Below are 25,974 nucleotides of genomic sequence, written 5' to 3'. Positions count from 1 at the left end.
TATGGATAACGCAGCAAAGCTGATTCTCGTTAAAATTTTGCACACGATCATATGGCTGTTTTTTAATATTGTTATTTTTTACATGCTTTACGCAGCAGTGGCAAATAAGCTTGATAAATATCTATGGGCTTGTTACGGACTGGTATTTCTGGAAGGAACAATTTTAATAATTTTTAAAAACGTGTGCCCTGTCACATTGCTGGCAAGTAACTATTCAAGGTCGAAGAAAGATAATTTTGATATTTATTTACCAAACTGGCTCGCGAGGTTTAACAAACAGATTTATATCAGCATTGTGGTCATTATAATTTTCATAACAATTTATCAGCTTTCAAAGGCAAAATGATGAAAACAAAAAGTGCACGAAATGTTCTTGTTTTTCTGTTGGGTTTTCTTGGATTAGGTGCAATATTTGGTGGAGGTGTACTGATCATTTCTCCAACAGGCGAATTGATCGGAATGCCACTATCGATGCTTGGCCCATCTCCGTTTCATACATTTTTGATACCAGGAATTCTGTTATTTCTTGTGCTTGGCGTCTTTCCTTTATTATTGATTTATGCGCTGTTAAGAAAAGTCAAAAGCCCGTTTGCTGAATATTTTAATCTTTTCAAAGATATGAGCTGGCAGTGGAGTTTTTCTGTCTATCAGGCATTTGCGCTGATTATCTGGATCCAGCTTGAAATGGTATTTCTTGATGCCGTACATTGGCTGCATACCTTCTACATGTTTTATGCCATTGCGATGCTTGTTGTGGCGCTGCTGCCGGGGATAAGGAATTTGTATAAAAAGCACAATAAAGCAAGATGACTATAAAACGTCTTTCAACTGAACATGGTAAGTCCAACATTGCGCAAGCCAGCTCTGGATTCAATATGTGATTGATGCAACTCTTAGCGAATCATGTATAACTATTTGAGGAGTTAAATCGCTCCCTTTGTATAGTTAATTTCTAACCATTAATATTCAAAATATGAAAACCAATGAGGAATTGCAGAAGGATGTACAGTACGCCATCAAATGGGAACCTTTACTCCATGCAGCAGAAATAGGCGTAATAGCAGAAGATGGAATCATCACGCTGACGGGATCGGTCGACAACTACGCCAAGAAAACCGAAGCAGAGAAAGCAGCGAAAAACGTTGCAGGTGTAAAAGCGGTTATTGAAAAAATTGAAATCAAATACGACAGCTTCAGTAAAAAAGATGACAGCGACGTGGCCAGGGAAATTATCAATGCTTTCAAATGGAACTGGGAGATTCCCGACGAAAAAGTCAAAGTTAAAGTGGAGGATGGATGGGTAACCCTCGATGGGGAGCTTGAATGGAACTATCAAAAGATAGCGGCAAAAAAAGCAGTCACAGGTCTTTTGGGGGTTCTTGGTATTACAGACAGCATGGTTGTTAAATCAGAAATTAAGGATAGTATTGAAAAGAGAGACATAGAGAAAGCCATTAAGCGTAACGCTTCCATTGATGATGATGAGGTGAAAATCAAAGTTTCCGGAAATATGGTCACTTTAAGTGGAACGGTTCATTCATTGTACCAGAAGGATGAATGCGGCCGTATGGCATGGAATGCACCCGGAGTTCACGCAGTTAAAAATGAGCTTGAAATCGATTATACATATTAAAATTGGTAAAAGCGGGAGGGGGGGTACCAATTTTAATCGGGATTCAACACCTGGACTAGAAGCACACTTCTGTGATTGATGTAACTTTTAGACTCACTTGTGTAACACTTCGCTTTGATAAAAAAATAATCTTTACAGGGTTGTGAAAAACTAGCCATGAAAAATAAAATTTCAATAAAGAGAAAAAGGCGTTGCATGGTTTTGCGTATATGGGATATAGTTATTTATTATTTATAACCTTCCATGTCCACTACTTTCATTGATCAGGAGGTGCCTCAAAGAATAATTCCATTACGGGAAATTAAATTAATCAACAAAATTATGAAAGCGAATATTGAAATCGCAGAAGCAGGCAGCCAGGCTGTTGCAACAGAATTGTTAAAACTTTTGGCAGATGAGTATGTTTTGTATACCAAAACCAGAAATGCATACTGGAATATGGAAGACTCCCATTTTTATGAACGGGAAAAACTTTTTGATGACCAGGCCAATCAGTTGACTGAGATCATTGACAGCATTGCCAAACGGATTCGTTCCATGGAGCATTATGCTTATGCAACGCTTAAATCCTTTTTGGAAATCACGCATTTAGCGGAGACGACGCCTGATCAAAATGACAGTTTGGCCTACATCAAAGAATTGCTTTCCGACCACGATAGTATCGTTATCCATTGCAAGGAAAACGCGCATCGTTTTACGACTGAATTCAAGGATGCCGCTTCCAGCGATTTCATCACCTACCTTTTGGAAAAACATGAAAATATGGCCTGGTTGTTGCGGTCACATTTAAAATAAATTTCAACTCATATCTCGGGATTATTGTCATGAAGAAACTGGAAAATAAAGTTGTTTTCATCACTGGTGGCAACTCCGGCATCGGCAAAGCAGCGGCTATTGAAGCGGCAAAGGAAGGTGCGACGATAGTCATAGCTGATCTTGCCGGCAGCGATCACAAACAAACCATGCAGGAGATATCTGACCTTGATGCGCCATGCCTCTTTGCGCCCATCGATGTTTCTGACGTGGAGAGTGTTAAAGCCGCCATCAATGCTACTGTTGAAAGATTTGGAAGGTTGGATGTGGCTTTTAATAATGCAGGTATTGGCGCTCCTTATTCAGGAATTCATGATATGCCGGAAGCCGTTTGGGACCGGGTGATAGCGATAAACCTGACCGGACAATTTTACTGTGTGAAATATGAATTGCAGCAGTTTCTCAAACAGGGTGGAGGCGTTATTGTAAACATGTCTTCGTTGGGCGGATTGAAAGCGGAGCATGGTTTGGTGCCCTATACCGCTGCCAAACATGGAGTAATGGGCCTTACAAAAAACATTGCCGTGCAGTACGCAACCCAGAATATACGGGCAAATGCGATCTGTCCCTATTATATCGAGACACCCTTGCTTAGCGCAGCTCCTTTGGAAACGCATGCTGCCTGGATACAGGGCACGCCTGCAAAACGGCTCGGAAAAGTATCGGAGGTTGCCAAGGCATTTATCTATCTGGCTTGTGATGATTCCAGCTATTGCAACGGAACGCAGATCATTCTGGATGGCGGGGTTATGGCTTAGTATTTTACAAACGATTGGAAAACAACTTAATTAATAAGAAAATGTCACAAATTATTGTCGTTTCTTTTACTCAGGAAACAAAAGCTATTCAAGCTTTGGATAAACTAAGTGAGTTGGAATCTTTCGGGGAGATTACCATTTATGAAAAGACCATGGTCCGCAAAAAAGAAAACGGGCAGTACGAAATACTAAATCAGGATGGTTTTCAGGGATGGCAAACGCTGACTGGAATGGCGGTTGGAAGCTTGTTTGGAATATTGGCTGGTCCATTGGGTTTTGTAATCGGATTGTATACAGGTGGTGCAATCGGTTTGGTTTCGGAGATCCGTGAAGATAATTTTGAAGCAGACTTTATATCGAAGCTGGAAAGCGGGGTAAGCGCAGGTACCGTTTCTATTATTGCGGAGGTTGACGATGACAGTAATTTAATCGTCGATCAAGCCATGAAAAAATTGGGTGCTGTCGTAAGCAGAAGCGATGTTGATTTCGCATATGGGCATTTTGTAAACGAAAAAATAGATGAGCTTGATGATGAAATTGCAGAAGGTAGGGCAGAACTGAAACAATCAGCGGGGGAAGTCAAGCAAAAGGCTGAAAATAAAATAGCTGCGCTGAAAGAGAAGAGAAAAATCAAAATCTCCGATTGCGAGAAGAAAGGTGAAAAAGTGCTGAATCGAATCGAGGATAAAACCAAGGAAACAGTCGGTGATATGAAATCAAATATAGAAGCATTTGGGGCTCATGTGAGTGAAAGCGCCAGGCAGGCAGAGGTAAATCTAATCAAAAGACGAATTTCCAGGCAAGAAGATAAACTTACCAAACTAAACAGGGAGCTGATTGAGGCCCTTGTTTAAAACATGTACTGGAAAAACCACTAAGTTTTACATCCTTTAAAATCAAAACAAAAATGAAAAATTCAAAAAGTATCCTGTTTGCAACAGGAATTTTTACGATGTCATTGATCATGAGCTGCGGTGATGCGTCCAAAAAGGATATGAAAGATGCGGATAAAAATCTGAAAGAGGCTAATAAAGATTTGAAAGAAGCAGCCGTAGATGCCAACGACGAAGCAAAATTAAAAGCTAAATCAGATTGGCAAAACTTCAAGATGGAGTCCGATAGTGAAATTGTGGCGATGCAAAACCAGACGACAAGATTCAAAGAAAAAATTCAGAAAGCCAACAAGAAAGAAAAGATAAAGCTTACAGCTGACTTAAAAAATGTAGAGCAAAAGTTGGACAGTCAAAAGCGGAAGCTGGAAACGAAAAATGCTGAATTTGAAGCAAGCATAGATAAGTTTGACGCATCGGTGGAGACCAAAAATGAATCTTTCCAGCGGGAGTTCAAGCATGACATGAATGAGCTTGGAGGCGCAGTAAAGGATTTGTTCAAGGATAATGTGAAGTAATCATTTGGGGCAAGAAAGTTTACACAGTTGAAAATAGTTAATAATGAGAATAGCATTTTTTGTATCGATAATTTTTCAGATTCTGATCATATACTTTTGGCAGGAAGCGAAGTTTCTTACCCTTGTGAATGTGATCATTCTAATCGTAGTCATTATAAGATATGCTAAGGCTGATTATTATAACAAATATCAAAGTGATGTAAAAACCGGTTTGCTGCAAACAGCTTATTTTGAAAATTCTGTATTGACAGAAAAGGACATGGGACATTTACCGGAATTGGTAAGGGAATATCTACGTTTTACCGGCTCGGTTGGCAAGTTCAAAGTAAACAACTTCAAAATAGAATTTACCGGAAAGATCAGAAAGAACGAGCAGTCGGACTGGATGCCTTTTACATCCCGGCAGTATAATTTTATGCAGACGCCAACCAGGCTGTTTTTTATGCAAGCAGTAATGAAAAACCTGCCTGTTGCCGGTTATCACTGCTTTAAGAACGGGAGTGCTTCGATGGATATCAGGCTGCTATCGCTGTTTAAAGTTCAGTATCAGGATGGTCCGGAAATGGATTTGTCTGAGACGGTCACCTTTTTCAATGATATGTGCTGTTTGGCACCGGCCACACTGATCGATAAGCGAATAAAGTGGCTTACGGTTGAGGGCAGTAAAGTAAAGGCATCATTTACTAATAACCACATCACCGTTTCTGCGTGGTTGTATTTTAACGAGGAAGGTGCGCTGATCAACTTTATTTCCCAGGACCGTTACTCCGCTGATGCGGGAAAACAATTACCCTGGGCAACGCCGCTGAAAGATTACCAGCAAATAAATGGATACAAATTGATGCAAAATGCAGAAACCATTTACAGTTATCCGGACAAGGATTTATGTTATGGCACTTTCAGGCTCATCAGCGTAAAATACAATTGTCAAGACACAGATTAGACAGTAAAAATCAATTTTTTTTCAAAAAAATAATCATGGAAACATCCCAAGTTACTACCCAAGCACCGTACACCATTAAACCTGGCTGGATATCCTTTTTACTGGGGTTCCTGTTTATCCTGATCGGCATTTGGGTACTGATCACACCGGCAGAAAGTTACCTGGCTTTGTCTGTCATTTTCAGTATCACCTTCCTGGTTAACGGTATTTTTGAGATTTTTTCGGCAGCTTCCAGCCAAAAATCCAGTAACCGCGGCTGGGTACTGGCAGGTGGTATTTTTGATCTCCTATTGGGCATTATGCTGATATCTAATCCGTTGATTACGGCCGGGATATTACCATTTTACGTCGGCTTTGGATTAATGTTCCGTTCGATGATGGCCATTGGCGTGTCTTTTCAATTCAGCGGGATAAAAGGTTGGGGCTGGCTGTTATTTTTGGGCATAGGAGGGTTGATCTTTTCCTTTATGTTATTGCGCAACCCTGTTTTTGCTGGAATGACCATCGTGACATTTACCGGTTTGGCTTTCCTTGTCATTGGTATTTTCAGGTTGGTTTTAGGATTTAAATTCAAATGATCGCGTTATGATTAATCTTCCAAATCCATTCGTTCGCGCCAGTGCTGAGGATATTGATGCCGGGGAAAACAGTGAGCTGTCATTGCCAACAACAATGCGGGCCATGGTCATGGAAATACAAGGTGAGCCGCTTGTCAGTAAAACACTTCCACTTCCAATGCCTTCTGCAGATCAGGTCCTGGTTAAAATCATTGCCTGTGGGGTCTGCCGGACTGACCTTCATATTATGGACAGTGAATTGCAGCATCCAAAACTGTCTTTGATTCCGGGACATGAAATCATTGGCACCGTAGTACAAACAGGCAGTCATGTTTCAATGTTAAAACCCGGAGATCTGGTGGGTATTCCCTGGCTGGGCTATACCTGCGGATACTGTCGTTATTGTTTGAAAGACCAGGAAAATCTTTGCGAAAATGCCCTCTTTACAGGTTACACCATGGACGGCGGATTTGCAGAATATACCGTAGCGGTCGAAAATTTTTGTTTCAAAATCGATCCCGTATATGCTAATCCGTCAGGTGCTCCGCTGATGTGTGCCGGGTTGATTGGATACCGGTCTTATAACATGACCGGAAAGCACGCAGAAAATATCGGAATTTACGGTTTCGGTGCAGCAGCCCATATCCTCACACAGGTTGCTAACTATGAGGGAAAGAAAATTTACGCTTTCACAAGGGATGGCGATTCAAAGTCACAATCGTTTGCAATGGACCTTGGCGCTGCATGGTCGGGAAATTCCAGCTCACTTCTTCCTATCCAGCTTGATGCGGCCATCATTTTTGCCCCGGCAGGCGAGTTGATCCCAAAAGCCCTCAGGGATGTAGATAAAGGTGGGTGTGTTGTTTGCGGAGGCATTCACATGAGTGATATTCCATCATTTCCTTACGAAATCCTTTGGGGTGAAAGAACGCTGCGCTCGGTTGCGAATCTGACCCGAAAAGATGCCAGTGAATTTCTAACGCTTGCTTCTAAGGTGAAGATCAAAACGAAAACAACGTTATATAATCTGGAAAAAGCCAATGAGGCTTTGGCTGATCTGCGCAATGGCAGCATACAAGGAGCGGCAGTATTGGTGATGTAAATCGTTTGTTTTGCTTACCAATTTTCATTTTCAAAATAACGCTTCTCAAACTTATCTATGAATATTTTGACAATCCACTTACAGATTCTGTGGCTGTTTTTTCTGGCAATTCCAATTGCCTGTATCGCATGGACAGTAACCCATGAGGAGGTTTTTCGTGAACCCAGGGAATATTGCCTGAAAAGAAGCATTTCTGGTAAAACTTTGCTGGAGCGTAAATTCTTCTATCTGTTTACCTGTGAGTATTGTTTCAGCCACTACGTCACCATCTTTTTTATTTTTTTAACGGATTATCATTTATTGATGACAGACTGGAAGGGTTATCTGATAGCAGGATTTTCATTGGTATGGATAGCCAATATATATATGAGTTTGTTTGGCCTTGTCCGTCAGGATATTAAATGGGAAAAAACTGAAATCAAAGCGTTGGAACAGCGGCGGGATCATCCACAAAAGACGCGTTGAAAACAGTGATTGATACAACTCTTAACCGGAAGAATGTAAGTTATCAGCCCTGACTTTACTGACCTTTACCTAAGTAATAACACAATTAACTATAACTACAAAGATTATGAAAACCAACGAAGATTTGCAGAAAGACGTTCAGGATGCTATCAAATGGGAACCATTATTGAAAGCTGCCGAAATAGGCGTTACCGCAAAAGATGGCGTTATCACGCTTTCCGGAACAGTTGACAGTTACGCCAAAAAATCAGAAGCTGAAGCTGCTGCTAAAAGAGTTACAGGCGTAAAAGTAGTGGTTGAACAAATTGAGATCAAAACATATAGCAATCTGTACGACCGTGATGACAACGATCTGGTCAATGAAGTATTGAACGCTTACAAATGGAACTGGGAAATTCCCAACGACAAAGTAAAGGTAAAAGTTGAAAATGGCTGGATTACCCTGGAAGGAGAACTCAACTGGAATTACCAGAGAGAAGCAGCTGAAAGGCTCATTAAAAAACTTGCAGGCATAAAAGGCGTATCCAACCTGATCACGATCAAATCTGAAACACATGATGAGATCGAGAAAATGGGTATAGAAAGTGCTCTGGCGCGGAACTGGTCCATCAAAGAACAGAATATTCATGTCAAGGTAGATGGCACAAAGGTGACCTTAACCGGCGATGTTGATTCCTGGTATCAGAAAGAGGAAGCCGGCCGTATTGCCTGGAATGCTCCCGGAGTTGTGACAGTCAACAACGAGCTGCTCGTGGAGTACGATTATTCGCTCGCAGATTAAATTGGTGAATAGGAGGGGAAATCCTCTTATTCATACTATTTATTTAAGTAACTTATTAATCGTCTGGTTATTGAGCTAATTGCGGTCCGCCGTGCGGCCAATAGCTACTTAACATCAACCTATATGTTTTACAATGAATATAGTTTCTGGGGAATGCACATGTTCTGGTGGGTTGTCTGGATGATAATGCTTTTTTGGATATTTGCCACGCCTTATGATATTCCGGGTCAAAGAAGAACTAAGGATTCTCCGCTTGATATTCTGCAAAAAAGGTTTGCAGCCGGGAAAATAACCAACGCGGAATATCAGGAGGCAAAATTGATCCTGACGAACGATCTGGTTAAATAAGAACTATTATGTGTCGAAAAATCAAAACTTCATCACCTTGAAAATCAGTTCGTTTGCTGGAAAACCTGCCGGGCCCTGGATGTTGACCAACATTCCAGGGCTTGTTGCTGCCTTTTATACAGGAATTCCGGACGCTGAAAATCAGGAAGAAAAAGTTGTTTTCGGTACTTCCGGGCACAGGGGCACTTCTTTGAAGAACACATTTAACGAATGGCATATTCTGGCTATTTGCCAGGCGATCTGTATGTTCCGTGTCGGGCAAAAAACGGATGGGCCTTTGTTTATGGGAATGGATACGCATGCTTTGTCTGTTCCGGCATTTTCTACGGCCCTGGAAGTTTTGGCTGCGAACGGCGTGCAGATCATGATTTCAAAGGACGATGAATTCACGCCAACGCCCGCCGTTTCCCACGCCATTCTCACCTATAACAAAGGCCGCACTTCGGGTTTTGCAGACGGAATTATTATAACTCCCTCGCATAACCCACCTGGTGACGGCGGATTTAAATACAATCCACCGTCTGGCGGCCCGGCCCCCGACACCGCAACGGCCTGGATAGAAAACAAAGCAAACGAAATGCTCAGTGCTAAACTGAAAGGTGTAAAAAGAATTTCTCTTGCCCGGGCACTGCATATTTCTTCTACACATCGTTATGACTATCTGAATACATACGTTGATGATCTGCATAATATCATCAATATGGAGGCTATTTCAGGTTCTGGGTTAAAAATTGGGGTCGACGCGCTGGGTGGGGCGGGCATGCATTACTGGGAACCGATTGCCAAACGCTACGGTTTGAACCTGACGGTTTTTAACCAGTGGGCAGATCCGACCTTCGCTTTTATGCCCGTTGACTGGGACGGACAGATACGGATGGATCCTTCATCTGAGTATGCCATGCAAAACCTGATCGGATTAAAAAATAAATTCGACATTTCAATCGCCTGCGATACGGATTACGACCGGCATGGAATTGTTACCGGCAAGTCTGGACTGCTGCCTCCCAACCATTATCTGTCGGTAATGATTGATTACCTTTTTAAAAACAGACCGCTTTGGTCGGCGGAATCGATGGTGGGTAAAACGGTGGTAAGCAGCCAGATGATAGACCGGGTTTCGGCAAGACTTAGAAGAAAAGTATACGAAGTCCCTGTTGGTTTCAAATGGTATGCGGATGGGTTGCTGGATGGTTCACTTGGCTTTTGCGGTGAAGAAAGTGCCGGAGCTTCCTTTGCCCGGATAAATCGTGAAGTGTGGACAACAGACAAAGATGGAATAATCGCTGCGCTCTTATCGGCCGAAATTCTGGCCGTGACAAAACAAGATCCGGGCGAAATTTATAATGAACTGAGCAGAGAACTAGGAACGTCTTATTATGACCGTATTGAAGCAGCTGCAACAACTGCTCAAAAACAGCTCCTGAGCAAGGTTTCCACGAGCCAGTTTGATCAGAAGCAGTTGGCTGGCGAAAAAATTACTTCAGTGATTACCAACGCACCAGGCAACGGAGCCTCTATTGGTGGACTGAAAGTGAGCACCGAAAATGGATGGTTTGCCGCCCGGCCTTCTGGTACCGAGCAAATTTATAAGATATACGCAGAAAGTTTTGTAGGTGAAGAACATTTAAAACAGATTCTGGCAGAAGCGCAGATCATGGTCGATAATGTTTTGAAATAATTGCTTTGCATTAATTTCAGATGGCGGTATTTGACACTATATTTTCTGATATGTCAAGTGAGCATTTAGAGGTCTATACCGGGGTTTTCGGATCCATGACATACTGGCCTTTCCGTGCCAGGCTATTGCATTGGGCCTTATAGAGCAGTATTTTCTGGGCTGCCACCGTATTTTCGGACTGACCTTTCCAACATTCCAACGCGGGAAGTTGTATAGCCCTTGAAAAAGAAAATGTCACTGGCCATGGCAGTTTGGAGCCATATTTTAAATTCATCTGATTCAGCCTTTCAGTGGCTAATTCGCTACTTTGTCCTCCCGATAAAAAGGCAATTCCGGGCACTGCGGCGGGAACACTGCGCAGAAGGCATTTTACCGTAGTGTCAGCTATTTCTTCATTGCTATTCTGCTTCGCACAGGCAAGCCCAGGCAGGACCATATTAGGTTTCAGGATGATTCCTTCAAGCAAAACCCGTTGTTTGTATAATTCATAAAACAGGCTTTTCAGTACCCTTTCCGTAACCTCAAAGCATGTTGCCAAGCTATGATTTCCATCCATCAGCACTTCCGGCTCTACGATCGGGACCAGTCCGGCCTGCTGACATAAAGCGGCATATCTGGCCAGTGATTGCGTATTTGCATGGATACATTCGTCCGTAGGAATTCCTTCGCCAATCGAAAAAACGACCCGCCATTTTGCAAAACGTAGCCCCAGGCTTGCAAAACCGATCAGCCTGGCGGGTAATCCATCGAGTCCTTCCGTGATTTTTTCACCCGGAAAATTGGCCAGATCGGTCGTACCTGTATCTAGTTTTATTCCCGGAATGATGCCGGCGCGGTCTAATACGTCAATAAAACTTTCATCTTTTGACGTCAGCTGGCGAACCGTTTCTTCATACAAAATGGCACCGCTGATATACTCTCCCAGACCTGGTGTGGTGGCAAGCAGCTCCCTGTAATCTCGACGGTTCTCTGGTGTTTGAGCGATATCGTATAGTGCAAATCGTTTGTTACTCGTCGGTGAACTTTCGTCCATGGCGAGCAGGCCCTTTCCATCGGCCATTAAAGTGCGGGCTGTATTGCTCAGTACAGTTTCCAGTTTATCATTCATATCCGCTTTTGATTACTGTTGAGTCATTTTGAATTGTTCTTCTGCGGAAAAGGAATTTGATTTATGGGATTTGGTGTGCTTTTTAACTCAAATTCTGTTCGCCGCCGCTATTCAGGCATAGCACCGAACTTTCTGTAACCATAAAACTGTCTGCTCTCTCATTTCCTGTTCATGATGGTTTTTCCAAGTTTGATATATAAAGCTGATATACAAATAAATAATACGATGAGCCCGGCGCTGTTGGTTAATACTTTTGATAAACCGAGACTTCCTGCGTCAACAAATGGATAAGGGTAAAAATTAGAAAAATCTCCCCGGATTAAAATATAGATCAGGTAAATTTATTCATCGGACTGTCAAATTGTCGACCGTCCACTCGTCATTCGATTTTGTCAGCTGAGAGTTTGATGAGAAATTACCTTTTTCGCCAACAATTGTAAATGAAAGGTCTGCACTGCCACTTTCACCTTTTGTTGAAATTTCTCCTCCAATTAAAATGCCAAAGTACCTAACTTTACCTGTTTTTGATAAAATTTCTCTATCATTTTCGCAATATCTTTTCGTCGCCTCAAATGCCTCAGATTCTCTAAACGTCAGAACCATAATCAGAACAAGTGTCATCCAGAATAGAATTGAAAAAGTCCAGAATTCTAAAATATGCTTAAACATAAATTCCATTCCTGCAAAAGGATTTTTTCTCATTCTAATTTGATTTTCTCTTAAAGCGGTCAAAAATTTTGGATAATGCCCTCTCGTTAATTTATAAAACTTGAACCAATGAAAAAGTCCGATAAGTGTCAAAATCGGAGAAATTACAATTCCAACTGTTGAATAAGGTTGATATAAAAATGCTTCTCCGAAAAATGACGCTATCCATATTAAACAACCTATCAATATCAGCGGTTTGTGGTTTACTTGTCCAGTCATAAATATTGTTGAGTATCCTTAATGTTAAAAGTGCTTTTTAACACAAATGTTCGTTCTGAGAACTGAACTTTCATAACCACGAAACTGTCTGCGGAGCAGGAAACTTCGCCTATAAAAAATGTGCTGTCGGTAGCTGGCGTTCTCATTTTTTGTTCATGACGGTTTTTCCAAGTTTGATATATAAGGCTGATATACAAATAAATAATACGATGAGCCCTGCGCTGTTGGTTAATACTTTTGATAAACCGAGACTTGCTACGTCAACAAATGGATAAGGGTAAAAATTAGAAAAATCTCCCCGGATTAAAATATAGATCAGGTAAATAAGCGGGTAGATCAACCATTTCGGTATCTGTTGATAGGTTACCGGAATTTTTTCTTCGTACAAATACCAGAAAATAATAACGAGGACGGGTATGACCGAATGAAGTAATTCATTCACAATCATTTGCAAGCCCTTTGGATCCCAGATAGGACGTAAAATGATCTGGTAAACAAGTCCTACAATCGTGATGTAAACGGTGACGGCAGTTAAAGTCCCCGGCTTATGAATGATTGACAAAGAGCCATTTTTTTTCCTGATCAAAGACAAGGTGAAATAGATAGCGACCAGTAAATTTGTCAAAATGGTAAAGAAACTGAAGAAGCGGATTGTCGTTTCAAAAATCGAAGCAACCCTGTTTTCTATCATTAAATAATACTGTGTCAAAACGGCGAGCCAGGCGATGGTGGCGAAGAGGGTTGATAGGGTGGTTTTCATGGGGGTGGGCGTTTTGAGGTTTTTGCTGGATTTTTGAATATATCGAAGTAGAGAAATCAAGGCTCGTCAGCCCAATGCTTGCACCAAGGATAACCGGGTCATCGGTGCGATAGAATTACAAAAGTTGAGCCTATGTTCGTCAGCCCCTATGATGCCAATGCAATCTTAGCCACAGTAGCTTTTGATAATTGCCATTGCTTCCTTTTTCATTTGGTTATACTGTTTAATAAATTCGTCGCAACGATCTTTCACGATTGGACTATTCTTTTTTACGAATCCTGCTCGTTTACCTAAAAATTCAAAATTGTTTTGATAGTCCCAACATAAGTCCCACGAACATCCTTCAACGTTGGGTATAGCAGTTTGAAGAAATGCATATTCATTAGTTTTAAATGTTGCCCGTCCAATTTTAATTTTCTGTAATTTATTCAGATGCAAAATTGGTAGAAATGCAGGAAATTCTGTCTTGTTAATAATAAAGCCTAATGAGAAAACTTCAAGGTTCGGAAGTCCTTTCAAAAATTCAAAATTTTCAATTGGTTGATTCCAGTCGAGTGTGCCATCAATATGTAAGTACCTCAAACTATCAAGTCCTTTTAACCCGTCAAAATTTGAAACTCTGCGAAGGTTTTCAAAATGCATTGATTTTAATTTTGTCAATTTAAGTAATGGTGTCAAGTCCGAAAAGCCAGAAACATATTCCAGTATAATTTCTTCTATATTTGTTAAGTCGCCAAGAAATTCTATGTCTGTTGCTCGAAAAAATGTTACTCTAATTCGTTTGAGCTTCGTCAATTTACGAATTGCTTGAACTTGTTCTTTGCTTGGGTCGTGCAAGGTTAATTCTTCAAGATTTAGACATTCAAAAACCTGTTCCCAATGTTCTTGTTTTTGATGTTTATTAATCGTTAGAATTTTTACATCGTTTTTGTTGGCAATTTCAAAGTCTGCAATAAACGCAAATCTTTCTCTATTTGGAACTGTCGTCCAATAGTCGCCTGTCCTGTCTAAAAAATCGCCAAAGTGATGTTTCATTGCCTTTATAGTGTCGCTATTGCCGCTGACTAAGTAATATATCAAACTTTCGCAGCACTTCTTGTATTTAAGTTTGTTTTAAACATACCAACGATCAATATAAAAACACCAATAAGAATATTAAACCTCCCCAACCTTCTACCCCATAAGAACTTCCCCCCATAAATCTACCATTCCTTTCCCAAATTCAACAGACCGAATACACTTCCAGCATGTGATTTATATAACTTATTCCACCCGCCATATAGCACTTCCCACTCTAGTGATTTTCATCTTTGCATGCTCGGTGATCGCTTAGGCTGTCGTGGTAGTTTTGAGGATTTTTGGCAGAAGGAGATTGTCTCAGAAAGGGAAATTCGCAATGCAATATTTGGCCACATAAAGCATCTCACGGCAACCTGTTCCATAGTTTGCAGAGTTCACTACCGGCATTTTGTGTCAGATCATTCCGACTCATTTTGTCTAAGGAACAACGGCTAGCATTTACCTTTACTTCTTTGTAGGTCTGCGTAAAATGATAATAAGTAGTTGGAATGTAGGGGGTATTGGGAAATCTTGGCAGACAATGATAAATTCACGTGGCAGTCCGCTATACCTGAAATATTCATGCCATATTGAAACCCAAATGGAAACAGCTACCGAAGCGCATGTGTTGAGCTCGGTCGAAGTGCCAATATTTCGGCTACGCCCAGTATAAGCCCTATTTGTTAATAATGGTACTTTTTCTATACTTGTTTGGTAGTCCACTGTTTTGGTAATCCAATCTTTTTCAGCATTTCGTTTGCCTTTTCAAGTTTTTCCGGAAACAATACTTTGTCGTCAAACTTGTCCAACGATTTGTCAACCCTTACGATTGGAGTTTTTCTCTTTTTTAATTCGTCTGTCACTTTCATATTTCTATTTTTTTACTATTTCTATTTTTCGTCTTACCAAAAAACCTTCATATTCAATATCGGATTTAAAAGTTTCCCAATCATCATTTAGTTCCCCAAGCACTTCAAAATCTGATGTCACTTCTTCCAAAAATTTTGAAATTCCCATTTTGTAAAGTCTTGTTCTTGCTTTTGTGCTCCCCGTTGCATAAATCCAGGCATCAGGATATTTGTCGGTAAATGCATAAACTGTCCGCAACTACTGTCGCCAAAATTTTTTCGCTATCTCCATTGTTTGAAATTACTTTATCATCAATTTCTCCGGTTTCGAGGTCTTTGTCGCCAAATGCAAGATTGTACAGGCCCTTCAAGTTGGTTGGTTGATATTTGACAAGTTTATGAATAAGCCCTTTATTTCCGTCGCTTACAAACTGAAAGGTCATCATTTTGTCGCTTGAAGCCAATGGGTATTTAGGCAATTTCATTTACTCGTCGTTTTAAAATTTCAGTTCAAACTAACATAAAAACGAGATTTATAATCGCGTTGAATAAAAATGGGCCACAGAATCACCACCAAAAGCGTTATAGTGATGTACCAAAAACCAAACAATTATGGAAGGATTTTGTGGCCTTGACGTACACAAAGACGGTTCGCCGCTGCGATAGTGTCTTTATGTGCATATTAACAGATTCTGGTGAGAAGTTTGAAGAGAAGTTCGGCACTTTAACTCCTGAGCTTGAACGTTTGCGTCAGCAGCTGTGCCTGCATCATGTGAAGGAAGTAGCCCTGGAAAGCACCAGTATCTACTGGGTTCCGGTATGGCGTGTTCTGGAATCTGAATTTGATGTAAAGTTGGTAAATCCCTACTTTATCCGTCAGCTTCCCGGGCGAAAAACGGATGTAAAAGATGCGCACTGGATTGCTATTGTACTGCAAAAGGGATTAATCAAATCCAGCTTCATCCCTGATGATCAAATTCAGCAACTTCGGCACTATAACCGGAAGATATTCTATCTGAACCGGCATTTACAGCGTGCCGAACAAGGAATGGATTTAATTTTGCAGCGGTGTAATATCCGGCTGAGCAACTATTTGTCCAACATTGGTGGCAAGTCGATGCGAAAAGTGATCAAGGCCCTCTCAGAGGGTAATCATGACCCACAGCAACTGGTGAAACTAGTGCATGGCAGGATCACCAATAAGCATGGAATAGACTGCATAAAGGATTCGCTTACAGGCATCATATCACAGGTAGATACGGATATGCTCGCGATGGGTTTTGCTGAGATGGAATTCTTTGAAAAACAGTTGAGTGATTGTAAGCAAAAGCTCTTAGAGCTTTGCCGGCAATACTATTGCCAGCAAATGGATCTGTTGCAGACTATACCAGGTATCAAGGAGCACAGCGCCGCCAGCATTATAGCCGAGGTAGGTGTGGACATGAAAGCTTTTCTGACAGCTTCATCCCTGGTAGGATGGGCCGGACTTAGACCGCGTAACGACGAAAGTGCGGGTAAGATCAAAGGCAGGAAAACGCTGCATGGCAACAAATATCTCAGGGTGATGCTGGTGCAATGCGCCTGGGGAGCCAGTCGTACAAAATCCAGCCGGTTTTGTGTAAGGTATAATACCCTCAAAAAGCGGATGAACCATAATAAGGCACTTATTGCCAATGCCAGAAAAATACTGGTCGTCATATGGCATATTCTGGAAAAGAAACAACCCTACGTAGCAATTGCTGCATAGGGTGGTAAAACCTGTACGACACTAAGGCCCTTAAATTTGTGGTGGGAGAACCCCGTTATTCAAACTGGCATTCAGGGTCGTACTGGCAAGAAATTGCGTTTGAGCTGAAAGCTCGCAGAGGAAATTATTTTAAACCCCGTTTATTAGCTGGGGATGGATAGCTTTTGTCATGACATTTATAGAGGAAATTTACAAAAAAAATCTTAACTGAGTTTGTGACGAACGTTTGTAAAAGAATTATGCCCCCCTCCGTAATATACGAAAGTCTTCTAGCACTCCCTTTATTTATCTTAAAAATACCAGTAGCGCTTTTCCGAATTTCTACCGCCTCATACCCCCTAAGAACTCCCACCCATCAATCTGCCAACCTTTTTTTCGAAATTCGACAAGCCGTTGCCCCTTCCAACATGTGATTTATATAACTTATTCCACCCGCCATATAACACTTCCGGCGCTCGTGAATTTCATCTTTGCAGATTCGGTGGTCGCTTAGGCTGTCACAGCAATTTTAACCACTTTTGCACAAGGGTTTAACCATTCCTTAGTCTAAAACAAATCACCACAATATGGAACATTCCATGCATAAAATGCCAATGCACGACATGGGCGGGGCGGATCATCATTCGATGATGATTGCAGATTTTAAAAAGCGCTTTTATGTCGTTTTAGTGCTTACGCTGCCCATCATGTTGCTCTCACCGATGATACAGCAGTTCATGGGTGTAAACTGGCAGTTTGCAGGCTCATCCTACATCCTTTGCGTTTTGTCAACTGTTGTCTTTTTTTACGGAGGTCGGCCATTTTTAAAAGGGCTGGTCAGTGAGCTGAGAGAAAAAAATCCGGGCATGATGACGCTGATCGGTTTTGCCATTACGGTATCGTATTTGTACAGTACAGCAACGGTTTTTGGTCTGCGCGGCATGGACTTTTACTGGGAACTGGCAACGCTGATACTGGTGATGCTGCTGGGGCATTGGATTGAAATGAAGTCTATCGCCGGTGCATCAAAAGAGCTTGAATTACTGGTGCAGTTGATGCCGTCTGATGCCCATAGGATGGTTGGTGATGTGGTGCAGGATGTAAAAACGGATACACTTCAGCAGCATGATATTATTCTTGTAAAGCCCGGTGAAAGAATAGCGGCCGATGGTGTGATTTCAAAAGGAGAAAGCTATCTGAACGAGTCGATGCTGACTGGCGAATCGAAACCGGTGAAAAAAATAAACGGAGATAAGGTGATTGCGGGTTCTATCAACGGGAATGGTTCAATACAAGTAACGGTGTCCCACGCAGCCAAAGATTCGTACCTCTCCAAGGTGATCAAGCTCGTGGATGATGCGCAGAAAGCCAAATCCCAAACACAGCTGCTTGCAGACACCGCCGCAAAATGGCTCACTTTTATCGCCCTCGGTACAGGCATTGTCACATTTCTGTATTGGTATTTAAGCGGACATAATCTTGCTTTTGCCATAGAACGTATGGTGACGGTCATCGTGATCTGCTGTCCCCACGCCCTCGGTCTGGCTGTACCGCTGGTGGTGGCCAGATCGACTTCGCTGGCTGCAAAAAACGGTCTGTTAATTAAAAACAGGTCGGCATTTGAAAATGCCCGGAAAATTACCACCGTCGTATTTGATAAAACAGGCACACTGACCATTGGTAAATTTGAGGTTTCAAAAGTTGTTCCTGTCAAAAAGGAGATGACTGAAAATGAGATCATTCGCCTGTCGGCTGCATTGGAGCAAAAATCAGAGCATCCCATTGCCACCGGTATTTTGGAAAAAGCGAAAGAACTTTCCGTGAATATTCCATCAGCTGAAAATTTCAATGCCATCACCGGCCAGGGTATCGAGGCAACGGTTGAAGGCAAAACCATGCGTGTCGTTAGTCCGGGGTATTTGAAGGTAAATAACATCACGGTCAAAGACCTGAAAGTCAATGATACGGAAACCGTTGTTTTTTTGATAATCGATAACGAGCTGGCAGGATATATCGCCCTTTCTGATCAGATTCGGCCGGAATCGGCAGCTGCGATCAGGACATTGAAAGAAAATAATATCAAGTCTATTTTATTGACCGGTGATAATGCTAAGGTTGCTAAAAGTGTGAGTGAAACCCTGGGCATGGACAGTTTTACGGCCGAAGTCCTGCCGGATCAGAAGCTTGAAAAAATAAAGGAGCTTCAAAAAAACGGGGAGTTTGTTGCCATGACAGGTGATGGTGTAAACGACGCGCCGGCTTTGGCGCAAGCCGATATCGGTATTGCCGTAGGCAGCGGCAGCGATATTGCAGCCGAAACAGCTGGCATTGTGCTGGTAAACAGCAACCCCAAAGACATTGTCAGCCTCATTTTATTTGGTAAAGCAACACACCGAAAAATGATTCAGAATTTAATTTGGGCTACTGCCTATAACATCGTTGCCTTGCCGTTGGCTGCCGGTGTTCTGTACCGCTGGGGTATTTTGTTAAATCCCGCAGTAGGCGCTGCTTTGATGGCTTTGAGTACCATTGTGGTCGCAATTAATGCAAGTATGTTGAAAGTGAAATAAGGAAGCGTGTCTGGTTTTGATCATCATCATTTGAAATGAAAAATATAGTAAGCGAAAATCGGGACGTTGCGTTCTGGTCACTGGACCTGAACGCGGCTTTTAAACAAATAAATTCCGCGCGGACCGGACTTGCGGGAAAAGATATAAATCAGCGCAGGAAACAATATGGAGCCAATAGCATCACCTCGGCAGACCACCAGACAGATCTTTTACTGTTTCTAAACCAGTTTAAAAGTCCGATCACGATTATCCTGCTGCTTGCGGCCGCTTTGTCTTATTTTTTGCATGATCATACCAACGCGGTGATCATTTTTGTTATTGTTCTGATCAGCAGCGGTCTTGGTTTTTGGCAGGAAAGGGCCGCCGGAAGTGCAGTCGCTCAGCTTCTGGCGATGGTGCGCATTACGGCAGCTGTTGTTCGCGATCAAACCGAAAAAGAAATCCCGGTTGAAGAAATTGTGCCTGGCGATATTGTTGTGCTTGATGCCGGTGATGTGGTTCCTGCGGATTGTCTGATCATCGAGTCCAACGAATTGTTTGTAGACGAAGCTGCATTTACCGGAGAAACTTTTCCGGTGGATAAGATGCCGGGCGTTTTGCCAGCTGAAACGGTGATGGCTAAACGTTCCAATTCCGTTTTCATGGGTTCGCATGTGGTGAGTGGCTCGGCTCGCGTATTGGTGATGCTAACAGGAACTTCCACCGGTTTTGGAAACATCAGTCTAAGCCTGAAAAACAGGATCCCTTTGACCGAATTTGAGATCGGAATTAAAAAGTTCGGGTATTTTCTTATGCAGATCACGATGCTTCTGGTTCTTGTTATTTTTGGAATTAATGTGTTTCTGCATAAGCCTATACTGGATTCATTTTTGTTTACCCTCGCCATCGCAGTCGGGCTAACACCTCAGTTACTGCCTGCGATCATTACAGTGAATCTATCACAGGGAGCCAGAAAGATGGCAAAGAAAAATGTCATTGTCAAAAGATTGAGTTCCATCGAGAATTTTGGCAGCATGGACGTTTTGTGCTCGGATAAGACAGGAACACTCACGGAAGGGAAGGTGAAAGTTTATCAGGGAACGGATTGTTTTGGCGTAGAGAGCCCGAAAATCATGTCGCTGGCTAAGGTGAATGCTGGGTTGCAGCAGGGATTTAAAAATCCGATTGATGAAGCCATTTCCGGATTCGATGTTCCGGGGTTCAAACAGGCGCAACGGCTGGATGAAATACCGTATGACTTTATAAGAAAACGATTGACTTTGCTTGTTGCAATGGAAGGCACCGTGAAGATGGTCACAAAGGGTGCTGTAAACCAGGTGCTTGCCGCTTGCAGTCTGGCTGAGAACGAAAAAGGAGAAAAAGTGCCGCTAACATCGGTTTTAGAAATAATCAATAAAAACTATCAGCTTTTCAGCGGGCAGGGTTACCGTACACTGGGCGTAGCATACAGGGACTGGGAAAATAACGGCCCAATCCACAAGCAGGATGAGAATAACATGGTTTTTGCAGGTTTTGTGACTTTGTTTGACCCGCCTAAACCGGGAATCAATGATACCATAACCCATCTTTCCACGCTCGGTATACGCTTGAAAGTCATTACCGGAGATAATTTGCTCGTGGCCAAAAGCTTGAGTGAAAAGATCGGTATGAAGGATGCGGTGTTTCTTTCGGGGGAAAATCTCAGGCACATGAGTGACGATGCTTTAAGACATCAGGTTCTTCGAACCGATATTTTTGCGGAAGTGGAACCGAACCAAAAGGAGCGTATTATCCTCGCTTTGAAAAAAGCCGGAAAGGTGGTCGGCTATATGGGAGATGGTATCAATGATGCGTCGGCGTTGCATGCTGCTGATGTGGGCATTTCTGTCAATACGGCGGTAGATGTAGCCAAGGAGGCTGCTGATATTGTGCTTTTGGACCAGGACCTGAACGTGCTCATTGAAGGTGTAAAAGAAGGCCGGCGCACTTTTGCCAATACACAGAAATACATTTTCATGGCCACCAGTGCCAACTTTGGCAATATGTTCAGCATGGCGGGAGCATCCTTGTTCTTGTCGTTTTTGCCGCTTTTACCAAAGCAAATATTACTGACGAACCTGATGACGGATTTTCCGGGTATGACCATCGCCTCTGACACCGTGGATGAGGAGTGGATCAAAAAACCAAGGAAGTGGGATATCGCATTCATCAAGCGTTTCATGATCGTGTTCGGCCTGTTAAGCTCCGTGTTTGATTACCTGACTTTCGGAGTGCTTTTATATTATTTCAAAGCAGGGGAGACAGAATTCCAGACTGGCTGGTTTATCGAATCGGTCGTGTCTGCGACTTTGATTGTGCTGGTGGTACGCACCCGGAAGCCATTTTTCAAAAGCCAAACTGGGAAATATTTGTTGGGGACGACTATCCTTGTTGCCCTGCTCGCACTTTTTATTCCCTGGCTTCCATTCGCCGCACAGCTGGGATTTGGGCCGTTGCCGTTCAGGTTTTACTTCGTTTTATTGGGTATTGTAACGATGTATTTGTTTTGTGCGGAAATACTGAAACATTGGTTTTACAAGAGGTTGGGAGAGGGGAAGGTTCGGTGAGGTTTTGGGCGGGATTATCTACGTTTACTTAAATTTATGGCTCTTTCTATTCGTGGTCGGTTGTATCTTTGAAGAAAAATTGGGTATATATTTAATGAGATATTTAATATCAGCAGCCACAACGATTTGAGAATTCCAAACTTAAATGCTACAAAAATATTAAATCCCAGCACAATAAGCATAATAATGATGTGCCCCAGTTCATCTTGTTTTGTTAGATAATGTAGATTCAGCAAAGTGTTTGTATTCTTTTCTACCGGTTTGGATTTTTTGTTCAGTTTTTCCCAACCAGTCCAAACTAATAATTTTCTGTAAAAATTTATTCCAAGGGACTTATATATTTTTCCTCTCATTTCCCAGCTCTTCTCATTAAAGTAAGGAGAATTTAGTTGGCTTTTCAATGTTTCAGTAAAAGTCAGCACGCATGCCATCAGCATAAAGTTCAGGGCAAATGCGAATGAAAGGCCGTCCATCCGGATATAGTGAACCAGGGCATAAACTAAACCCATTGTAATTATTGCAATAAAAACTAAAACTAAAATTCTTTTCATAGATAACTTTTTTTGGATTTTAAGATGTGGAACAACGGTTTTCGGATTGACGGAGGGCGGGATTTTTAGTGCAAATGTTTATACAAAGCAGAACAGTTTGATTTAGCACTTCACTGTTATAGAGGCACAAAACCCCGACATTCATCAAACCGCTGTGATGCGCTGCCTTTACTCATTTGTTACCAATTTCTTCTGCCAATCCAATAAGAAGTCCTTCGGTTCCCCGAATGTAGCATAGTCGATACGAGTTCTCATACTGAACCACTTCTCCAACGAGTTGAGCACCATGCCTGGTTAGTCTGGATACCATTTCGTCAATGTCTTCAACGGTGAACATGACACGCAGATAACCAAGGGCGTTCACAGGCGCAGTCCGGTGATCTGATATAATGGGTGGTGCCATAAATTTCGAAAGTTCTAGTCGGCTGTGGCCATCAGGAGTAACCATCATAGCAATCTCTACGGACTGAGAACCCAGTCCGGTAACGCGACCAGCCCATTCTCCTTCGATTGTGGCTCGTCCTTCGAGCTTCAGGCCTATTTCCGTAAAAAAAGAGATGGCGTCATCGAGGGATTCTACGACGATGCCGACATTGTCCATTCTTAGTAATTTGTTTTTTGCCATGGTTTTATCTGCTTATTAATTGAAAATCCTAATCTCTGTTTAAAACTTTATTCAATTTATCTCTAAGTGTGTCTTGCGAAGTTGCGCATAACTCATATGTATTCGCCTCATTTTGAGAGTTTGGGGAGTAAATATACGAAAACGCGTTTCACCTCAAAATGTGGTGAATACGACCGTTGTACGAATGAGATTATTCCGGATTTTATCTTTATGGGGAATTATACAGATAATTGCTGACCGGGATGTCAGACCACCCATGTGTGCAGCCTCGTAAGCCATAAAGTGTATCAAATGGACTTTTAACTGCATGCAAATTCGGATTTACAAGCTTTGCGTAAATCGACGTAGTTGCTAATCGGCCGATGCGGTTCATTAGATGCACAGATGTTTGTTTAACAAAAGTGTCATAGCAGAACATTGCTTTTTTTGCCAAACCGCTGTCAGGCTTTCGTTGTTTTTGCCTATACTTTTCCGCTATATTTTGGGTCAAAATCCACCATCCATTCAATACCGAATTTGTCTCTGAACATTCCAAAATAGGAACCCCAGGGACTGTCGCCAATAGGTGCTTCAATGCTTCCGCCAGCTGAAAGTCCGCTAAATAATTTGTAAGCCTCTTCACGACTTTCTGCACTGATCGATATCTTAGACCTGTTTTCATTTTCATTTACTTGTCCCATAAATTCCGGAACATCATTGGCCATTAAAACGTTGTTGCCAATTGGCAAAGCAATGTGCATGATCTTATTTGCATCATTTTCTGCTACCGGAAATTCAGGGCTTGATATATCTTTGAGGCGTATAATCTTTGCGAACTCCCCGCCAAATACTGATTTGTAAAAATTGAATGCTTCTTCGGCATTTCCGTTGAAGTTAATGTGCGGATTGATAAGTGCCATGATTTTTATTTTTTAGGTTTGTTTTTTTGTTTCAAATGTTTGAGAATATGGTGGTGTAATACGGTGATAAATTACGTTTTGGCGCTTTGCGAAGTCGTTCTATTTCTCGTCCGTTTCATTGTCAAACAGTTCATGTAATTTTTGTTGCAAAAGCTTCTTGTCTGGTAATTGTGTTTTATACTCCGAAACCATTGTCGGAGAGAGGCTTCTGCTTAAAGAATATTCAACAACTTCATTGTCTTTGTCCTTGCACAACAATATTCCAATACTTGGATTTTCAATCGGTTTTTTCACGTCCCGGTCTAATGCTTCCAAATAAAAGTTCAGCTGTCCCAAATGGTCTGGCTTAAATTTGTCAGCTTTGAGTTCAAATGCAACCAAGCATTGCAGTCCACGGTGATAAAAAAGTAGGTCTATGAAAAAGTCGCTGTTTCCAACTTGCAATTTGTATTCTTCTCCTATGAACAGGAAATCCTTTCCAAGTTCAAGTATGAAGTTTTTCATCTGTCTTACAAGTCCACGTTGTAACTCATTTTCGCTGTGCGGTTCAGATAAGTTCAAAAATTCAAATACATAACTGTCTTTGAAGGTGTTTGTTAAGTCGTTACTACTTTCTCTCAACGCTGTTGAGAGTTTTGTGTTACCTATCATTGTCCGCTCGAAATGGCTGGCGGAAATTTGTCGGTCGAGTTCTCGGAAGCTGTAATTTTCTTGTTTGGCAAGTTTCAAATAAAATTCTCTTTCTTCTGCTGTCTTGCATCTTGAAAATATAGCCAAATTATGAGACCAACTAATTTCTCTCAACAGTGTTGAGAGTTTTGGAAAGTCCTTGTAAGTCTCGTAAAATTGTTTCATTCTCCAAATATTCTTATCGGAGAAGCCTTTTATTTCGGGTTCATTGGTTTGAAGGTACTTGGCTAATTCGATTACAATAGCGTCACCCCATTCAGATTCCTCAATTTTCTTGCTGATATATTCTCCTATATTCCAATAGAGGTTAATCAGTTCAGCGTTAACGGCTCTTATTGCGTTTGTCCGAGATTGCTTTATAAGCTGAATTATGTCCGTAAACCGTTTGTCCATTATTTGTTTCTATGTGCTACAAATTTATGTTTTTAAGTTGTAGTTTCTTCGTTGTGAAGGATTTATACCATTACTGCCAATGGTTTTCAGCTTGGCTATGTAGTGAAAGTCGAAGAACAAATGTTCATTTTTGAACCAAAGTTCAATCAATGAACTGCCGTTGAATTTAACACTAAACCCGCCATTTTGCCAAACTGCTGTTGAACTAAACCTTCTGTAGCTCCCGATCTCTGGGACAATATAGCGTAATAAATCCTTTCTTGAAAGTTCATTAAATCAATCATTTTATGACATTCAGGAAAGGAGATTTTACAACAACAATTAGCAAGGCTAAAGACTTGGTTCCGGGGTTCGGGGAAGCATTCTCAATGTTTGAGGAGCGCGTTGTACTGGACCGGTTGAGCAAGAGTTTGGTGACCAATTATGGTCGAAACGTGGCACATCTTGCATTGCACTTTATGCGGTTACCGCATGAGGTATCCATTGCGGAGGTCAACGGCTACCTGTACCGCAAGTCTGTACACGAGGGGTTTTCGGAGAGCTATTTCAAGCAGACTGTATTCGGAATGAGGTCGCTTCGGCGATCCGATTTGGTATAGACTATTTGGTCAGGATGAGCATGCTATCAAGCTTCCCGTGATTAAAAAGGAAAAGAAATTGCCTGAGGTTTTGTCAAAAGAGGAATGTAAAAAACTTTTCAAAGCACCTCGTACACTGAAACACCGTTTTCTGCTTTCGTTTGCCTAC

The 25,974-nt window shown here is 41.8% G+C and carries 29 protein-coding genes; 17 read left to right on the top strand and 12 right to left on the bottom strand.

Annotated elements, in window-relative coordinates:
* Window position 1 precedes the first annotated feature (1 nt).
* The 14 genes from FDK13_RS32525 (at window position 2) to pgm (ending at window position 10,486) form a co-directional block, all read left to right on the top strand.
* Window positions 2-346, top strand: coding sequence for a hypothetical protein (locus FDK13_RS32525; RefSeq protein WP_137344197.1), 345 nt, complete (start codon window positions 2-4; stop codon window positions 344-346).
* Window positions 343-810 carry a hypothetical protein gene (locus FDK13_RS32520; protein ID WP_220417488.1) on the top strand — a complete coding sequence of 156 codons (468 nt, stop codon included), beginning with the start codon at window positions 343-345 and terminating at the stop codon, window positions 808-810. Before FDK13_RS32525 ends, FDK13_RS32520 begins: the two co-directional genes overlap by 4 nt.
* Before the next feature lie 163 nt (window positions 811-973).
* Entirely contained in the window at window positions 974-1,633 is a 660-nt protein-coding gene (locus FDK13_RS32515) for a BON domain-containing protein (RefSeq protein ID WP_137344196.1), read from the top strand.
* Window positions 1,634-1,954: 321 nt separating this feature from the next.
* Window positions 1,955-2,428, top strand: a complete 474-nt coding sequence (locus tag FDK13_RS32510; protein ID WP_137344195.1) for a Dps family protein — start codon at window positions 1,955-1,957, stop codon at window positions 2,426-2,428.
* A 29-nt stretch (window positions 2,429-2,457) separates the two neighbouring features.
* Window positions 2,458-3,204: an SDR family NAD(P)-dependent oxidoreductase gene (locus FDK13_RS32505; RefSeq protein WP_137344194.1), complete on the top strand. Its 747-nt coding sequence runs from the start codon at window positions 2,458-2,460 to the stop codon at window positions 3,202-3,204.
* Window positions 3,205-3,245: 41 nt separating this feature from the next.
* Complete coding sequence (locus FDK13_RS32500; protein ID WP_137344193.1) at window positions 3,246-4,058, top strand: DUF1269 domain-containing protein; 813 nt, start codon at window positions 3,246-3,248, stop codon at window positions 4,056-4,058.
* Window positions 4,059-4,111: 53 nt separating this feature from the next.
* Window positions 4,112-4,612, top strand: coding sequence for a hypothetical protein (locus FDK13_RS32495; RefSeq protein ID WP_137344192.1), 501 nt, complete (start codon window positions 4,112-4,114; stop codon window positions 4,610-4,612).
* A 43-nt stretch (window positions 4,613-4,655) separates the two neighbouring features.
* Entirely contained in the window at window positions 4,656-5,555 is a 900-nt protein-coding gene (locus FDK13_RS32490; protein ID WP_137344191.1) for a DUF6544 family protein, read from the top strand.
* 35 nt (window positions 5,556-5,590) lie between these two features.
* On the top strand, window positions 5,591-6,133 hold the full coding sequence (locus FDK13_RS32485) for an HdeD family acid-resistance protein (protein ID WP_137344190.1): 543 nt from the start codon (window positions 5,591-5,593) through the stop codon (window positions 6,131-6,133).
* 7 nt (window positions 6,134-6,140) lie between these two features.
* Window positions 6,141-7,214 carry a zinc-dependent alcohol dehydrogenase family protein gene (locus tag FDK13_RS32480; protein ID WP_220417487.1) on the top strand — a complete coding sequence of 358 codons (1,074 nt, stop codon included), beginning with the start codon at window positions 6,141-6,143 and terminating at the stop codon, window positions 7,212-7,214.
* Window positions 7,215-7,271: 57 nt separating this feature from the next.
* Window positions 7,272-7,679, top strand: a complete 408-nt coding sequence (locus FDK13_RS32475; RefSeq protein WP_229216317.1) for a hypothetical protein — start codon at window positions 7,272-7,274, stop codon at window positions 7,677-7,679.
* A gap of 106 nt (window positions 7,680-7,785) precedes the next feature.
* The gene (locus tag FDK13_RS32470; protein ID WP_137344189.1) at window positions 7,786-8,460 is read left to right on the top strand and encodes a BON domain-containing protein; all 675 of its coding nucleotides are present in this window, start codon (window positions 7,786-7,788) and stop codon (window positions 8,458-8,460) included.
* A gap of 123 nt (window positions 8,461-8,583) precedes the next feature.
* Window positions 8,584-8,808: an SHOCT domain-containing protein gene (locus FDK13_RS32465; RefSeq protein ID WP_137344188.1), complete on the top strand. Its 225-nt coding sequence runs from the start codon at window positions 8,584-8,586 to the stop codon at window positions 8,806-8,808.
* Window positions 8,809-8,845: 37 nt separating this feature from the next.
* Entirely contained in the window at window positions 8,846-10,486 is a 1,641-nt protein-coding gene (gene pgm, locus FDK13_RS32460) for a phosphoglucomutase (alpha-D-glucose-1,6-bisphosphate-dependent) (protein ID WP_137344187.1), read from the top strand.
* Between the two features lie 73 nt (window positions 10,487-10,559).
* Here the strand turns inward: pgm and FDK13_RS32455 are convergent, their stop codons facing one another.
* From FDK13_RS32455 to FDK13_RS35955, 8 genes are all read right to left on the bottom strand, one after another.
* On the bottom strand, window positions 10,560-11,594 hold the full coding sequence (locus FDK13_RS32455; RefSeq protein ID WP_137344186.1) for a class I fructose-bisphosphate aldolase: 1,035 nt from the start codon (window positions 11,592-11,594) through the stop codon (window positions 10,560-10,562).
* Between the two features lie 158 nt (window positions 11,595-11,752).
* Window positions 11,753-11,926, bottom strand: a complete 174-nt coding sequence (locus tag FDK13_RS36810) for a Pr6Pr family membrane protein (RefSeq protein ID WP_374756122.1) — start codon at window positions 11,924-11,926, stop codon at window positions 11,753-11,755.
* A 13-nt stretch (window positions 11,927-11,939) separates the two neighbouring features.
* On the bottom strand, window positions 11,940-12,296 hold the full coding sequence (locus FDK13_RS35640) for a cytochrome c oxidase assembly factor Coa1 family protein (protein WP_170982977.1): 357 nt from the start codon (window positions 12,294-12,296) through the stop codon (window positions 11,940-11,942).
* A gap of 367 nt (window positions 12,297-12,663) precedes the next feature.
* Window positions 12,664-13,281, bottom strand: a complete 618-nt coding sequence (locus tag FDK13_RS32445) for a Pr6Pr family membrane protein (protein WP_137344184.1) — start codon at window positions 13,279-13,281, stop codon at window positions 12,664-12,666.
* A gap of 165 nt (window positions 13,282-13,446) precedes the next feature.
* Window positions 13,447-14,316 (bottom strand): leucine-rich repeat domain-containing protein, encoded by an 870-nt coding sequence (locus FDK13_RS32440; RefSeq protein WP_137344183.1) that lies wholly within the window; start codon window positions 14,314-14,316, stop codon window positions 13,447-13,449.
* 725 nt (window positions 14,317-15,041) lie between these two features.
* Window positions 15,042-15,209 carry a hypothetical protein gene (locus FDK13_RS35635; RefSeq protein WP_170982976.1) on the bottom strand — a complete coding sequence of 56 codons (168 nt, stop codon included), beginning with the start codon at window positions 15,207-15,209 and terminating at the stop codon, window positions 15,042-15,044.
* Window positions 15,210-15,213: 4 nt separating this feature from the next.
* A complete protein-coding gene (locus FDK13_RS36805; protein WP_374756121.1) occupies window positions 15,214-15,447 on the bottom strand; it encodes a DUF6934 family protein in 234 nt (77 codons plus the stop codon).
* The gene (locus tag FDK13_RS35955; RefSeq protein ID WP_220417485.1) at window positions 15,410-15,673 is read right to left on the bottom strand and encodes a DUF6934 family protein; all 264 of its coding nucleotides are present in this window, start codon (window positions 15,671-15,673) and stop codon (window positions 15,410-15,412) included. The genes FDK13_RS36805 and FDK13_RS35955 overlap by 38 nt, the downstream gene beginning before the upstream one ends.
* A 188-nt stretch (window positions 15,674-15,861) precedes the next feature.
* Between FDK13_RS35955 and FDK13_RS32430 the strand changes: the two genes are divergently transcribed.
* The 3 genes from FDK13_RS32430 (at window position 15,862) to mgtA (ending at window position 22,069) form a co-directional block, all read left to right on the top strand.
* Window positions 15,862-16,935, top strand: coding sequence for an IS110 family RNA-guided transposase (locus FDK13_RS32430; RefSeq protein ID WP_220417484.1), 1,074 nt, complete (start codon window positions 15,862-15,864; stop codon window positions 16,933-16,935).
* A 566-nt stretch (window positions 16,936-17,501) separates the two neighbouring features.
* Entirely contained in the window at window positions 17,502-19,484 is a 1,983-nt protein-coding gene (locus tag FDK13_RS32425; protein ID WP_137344182.1) for a copper-translocating P-type ATPase, read from the top strand.
* Window positions 19,485-19,519: 35 nt separating this feature from the next.
* Complete coding sequence (mgtA, locus tag FDK13_RS32420; protein ID WP_137344181.1) at window positions 19,520-22,069, top strand: magnesium-translocating P-type ATPase; 2,550 nt, start codon at window positions 19,520-19,522, stop codon at window positions 22,067-22,069.
* Window positions 22,070-22,083: 14 nt separating this feature from the next.
* On the opposite strand, the gene FDK13_RS32415 is transcribed toward mgtA, so the two are convergent.
* The 4 genes from FDK13_RS32415 to FDK13_RS32400 all read right to left on the bottom strand — a co-directional run bounded on the left by FDK13_RS32415 (window position 22,084) and on the right by FDK13_RS32400 (window position 25,227).
* A complete protein-coding gene (locus FDK13_RS32415; RefSeq protein WP_137344180.1) occupies window positions 22,084-22,620 on the bottom strand; it encodes a glycosyl-4,4'-diaponeurosporenoate acyltransferase CrtO family protein in 537 nt (178 codons plus the stop codon).
* 172 nt (window positions 22,621-22,792) lie between these two features.
* Complete coding sequence (locus FDK13_RS32410) at window positions 22,793-23,221, bottom strand: VOC family protein (RefSeq protein ID WP_229216316.1); 429 nt, start codon at window positions 23,219-23,221, stop codon at window positions 22,793-22,795.
* 485 nt (window positions 23,222-23,706) lie between these two features.
* Complete coding sequence (locus FDK13_RS32405; protein ID WP_137344178.1) at window positions 23,707-24,144, bottom strand: VOC family protein; 438 nt, start codon at window positions 24,142-24,144, stop codon at window positions 23,707-23,709.
* Between the two features lie 99 nt (window positions 24,145-24,243).
* Window positions 24,244-25,227, bottom strand: a complete 984-nt coding sequence (locus FDK13_RS32400) for a PDDEXK nuclease domain-containing protein (protein WP_137344177.1) — start codon at window positions 25,225-25,227, stop codon at window positions 24,244-24,246.
* Window positions 25,228-25,974 lie beyond the last annotated feature (747 nt).

Origin of the sequence: Dyadobacter frigoris, assembly GCF_005280585.1 — a bacterium.
Classification (GTDB): Bacteria; Bacteroidota; Bacteroidia; order Cytophagales; family Spirosomataceae; genus Dyadobacter; species Dyadobacter frigoris.
This window is presented reverse-complemented; position numbering and strand designations above follow the sequence as displayed.